The organism is Saccharopolyspora sp. NPDC000995, assembly GCF_053599315.1.
Map to the genome: position 1 here is coordinate 1 of NZ_JBSFLZ010000252.1, position 3,553 is coordinate 3,553.

Here is a 3,553-nt window from a genome sequence, read left to right on the forward strand (position 1 = left end):
CCGAACGTCCCCAAATCCCAACCACCACCGTCCAACGACCGCGCACCATCACCACTAACAGAACCGCCATCGCCCAGCCCCGAACCAACCCCATCCCCGGACTCCGGACTCCCGTGCCGGAACATCCCAGCATCCCGACCACCATCCTCAACCAAAGTCAAACCCTCGGAAGCCGGTTCCGGCCTGAAACCAGCCTCCTGGCCCGATCTGCCAGCGTCATGATCCCGAGAACCATCCCCTACCAACGGGCCTGCAGTAGCGGTATCGGTTACGTCCGCCTTCGCGTTCAGGAAAAGCTCCCGCAGCGAACGGATCGCTGCGTCCTCCGCCTGAGGGCGATCTGCCAACTCCTGCCCAATGGATAACAACAGCTCCAGGTCCAGTGACTCCGCCATCCGCTGCGCGACCAACGTGCCATTTTTATGCGCAGCGTAGAATGCCAACGCGCTCAGCACCGTCTCATGCACCGGCCGCGCCCGGTCCAGCTGGAATTTGCTCGTCTCTTGCGGGGGCTGCACCCAACGCAACATCCGCAACCGCAACTGCTCCGCCTCCGCGTGCGGAAACTCCGCCAACTGGTCTGCGGCCTGAGCAAGGTCCCGAACGAGATCTTTCGGCGACTGCTGCTCAACAGGGTCGCCTCTGTCCCCTGCACCACCAGGACCAACATCACTCGCCTGATCAGCAGTCTCACGCAACGGCACGTCCGGCAAAGGCACACCGGCATCCCGAATCGAATCCGCAGCCGCAAGCGCGTTATCCCACGCCGAATCAACAGTGTTCCGGAACTCCGCAATCACACCGTCAACGACCTCGGGGTCCATACCCGCGTCGACCAACGCGACGATCTCGTAATCCGCCCATGCCTCGGCCACCGCCGCCGAAAACTCCGCCGAATCCGGTCGCTGGGAAACAGCGATCCCCACTGTCTGCAACAACTCGTTGACACGATGGTCCGACACGGTCGGCAACTCACCGACCACCGACGCCGCAAGCTTCTCGTAACGCTCAAAGCTGCCAACCGGCTGATCAGCCGACGACGGCCGATCGGCACGATCGCCCCGCTCCCCATCACCAGCTGGATCTTCGGTGTACGGCGGCGCATCCACGTACGGCGGGGGAGCATTTACATACGGCGGGGGAGCATCCACTCGATTCTGCTGCCGCAGCATATCCACCACGTCGGCAAGACCAGCCATGCTCTCTGCGCCGGTCAACGATGTTTCGGCAATACGCTGAGCATGCTGGGCAGCTACGTTGTTCTCCTCATTGAACACAATCCCACGAATCAGCCGATCCGTTACCGCAGCCGACACACGCCGATACAGCCCCTCCACCTCCGGCGCCAATTCGCCAACACCGCGCGCGGGGCCGTCAAGCAACTCACTCAGCGGCTGGTTCTCCAAGATCGCGCGAGCCCTCTGCCGCACATAATTCCGGTCATCCCGGCGATCCGCGCCCTCCAACTCGTTGAAATTCGCATAATCCCTATCCGGGAGCACGGCGTGCCCGTTCAGCTGGAAACGGTGCCAGTCCTGCTGGAAACTCTGGATGAGGTTCATCCCGTCGCTGTCGCCGATCCGCTGCAGCATGACCGACCATGACACCAGATAACCCTCGTCATCCGGCACCGCCACCTCCCCGTAACGGGTGTGAGTGCGCAATTGCTCGGCGAGTGCACGTACCTCCACCGACTGCTCCCACGCATCACGGCGTGTCGCGCCACCCGCCAACTGATCGGCCAGCATGGCACGGATGCCGTCGTGGAAGAACTGCTGCGTCTGTTCAGCCACCGTGCCCGGAATCGCCGGAGGCAACGGCCCCACCATCGCCTCCGCCAACTCGCTGACAACCGCCACCGTCGCCGGGTCAGCGGACGCCTCCCACTGCTCCACTCGATCCGCAGCCGCCCCGATCCGCTCAGCCCACTGCTCCAACGCGGCATCGCCCCGCGCAGCTACTTCGTCGAAATCGAGCATCGCGACAAAGTCGTCACGAAGCTCATTGATCAAACCGTCAAGATCCCGGCCGCGTGCGATTTCCCGCGCCTCCCCGCCACCCGCCAGAAGGTCGGTCACCATCGATCGAAGCCCGTCGTGGAAGAACTCGTACACCTCTTCAGGCATGGTGTCCGGCCTCGTCTGCGGCAGCAGAGTCACCATCTGCTCGGCAAACTCGTGGACGGTCGCTACCGATGCCGCACCGGCGGAAGCCTCCCACTGCTCCACTCGATCCGCAGCCTCACCGATCCGCTCCGCCCACATCGCCATCGCGGCATCGATGCGCTCAGCCATCTCCCCGGAATCAAGCTTGGGATCGAACAACGCACGAAAATCGTCACGAAGCGCCGTGACCACACCGTTAGCCTCGACCCGACGCACGATCTCCTGCCTCACCGCATATTGCACCGAATCCCACAGACGCACCTGATCGTCAACCAACGGGCCCCGCCCCGCAACGCCCTCCGGACGCTCACCGATCTTCTGCTCCGCTGCCATGTCCGCCAGCCCAAGGACCTGATCATCAAATCGATCCCCGCGAGCCAGATAATCAGCCCACCGAACCTCAAACTCATCCGCCGTACGAGACGGCACCGCCCGCTCGACGGCGTCGCCGTCGGTCCGCTGCCCGCCCGTAACACCGGCAGCGACATCCTCACGTGAAACGTCGCCGCCCGACCAGACAGCACCATCACCGTCCACAGCAGACCTTGCGACGGGCATCGGGTCCCCAGCCAGCTCCGTGGTGTCCCCTCCCGAACCTGGCTGCGGCAACTCTTCCCGCACCGTCTCGTCGAAGACGCTCTCGGTGTCATCGGGCGCCGCATCACCCGACACATCCTCAGCGGACTCCGACCGCGTGTCCCCAACAGGCTCCGACCGGCCATCGTCAGCAGACTCCTCCGGGGCGACGTGAGGAGTTTCGGACGTGGCCGTATCAATCGGTGATTCGGCCGGATCTGCCGCGTCGCGGTGCAGGTCGGCAACCAACTCCTCAGGCGAGGAGTAGGGACGGTCCGAACCTGGCTGCGGCATAGGCGAATACGCCCGTTCCTGCCTCGGCGTCGCATCCGGAAGCCCGACATCATCTCCACGGGCGTCCTGCCGATTCGGGCCAGGATCTTCCTGGGCGGTTTCCCGGCGTGCTCTCTCACCAGGCCCCAACGCCGTAGGATTCCGAAGCTGCTCGCGCGTTCCGTCCAGCTCCGCGGTCCGCTCCGGGGAATCGTGGTTGTCGGACCGGCCCGTCGTTGGATTCACATCGGTTGGCCCTGGCGGCGCGGCAGCCTGCTCCGGCCCGGCTCCGGCGTGGATGGCCAGTCCGCTGCCCTGCGTGCCCAGCCTGTCTGCCAGCGCCCGGGAGAACTCCACTTGGTCCTGGTGATCACCGCCGGGTTTGTGGTGCTCGGCCGCGACCAGCGCGATCACGTCCTCCAGCGACACGGCAGCGCCCCGACCAGCCAGCTTCCGGGGGTCATGCGTGCCGTGCACGATCCGCCGCGCCGCGTCCTTTACCTCGCTGGACAACTCCAGCTTCCTCGCCCGGTCGATCT

Annotated in this window: 2 protein-coding genes; one reads left to right on the forward strand and one right to left on the reverse strand. The window is 64.7% G+C overall.

Annotated elements, in window-relative coordinates; all coding sequences use genetic code 11:
* Positions 1-2,837: hypothetical protein (locus ACWDKQ_RS35480; RefSeq protein WP_450143123.1), on the reverse strand; the 2,837-nt coding region annotated here is incomplete at its 3' end.
* Between the two features lie 534 nt (positions 2,838-3,371).
* Between ACWDKQ_RS35480 and ACWDKQ_RS35485 the strand changes: the two genes are divergently transcribed.
* Positions 3,372-3,553, forward strand: a 182-nt coding sequence (locus ACWDKQ_RS35485) for a hypothetical protein (protein WP_450143124.1), incomplete at its 3' end; no start/stop codon positions are given.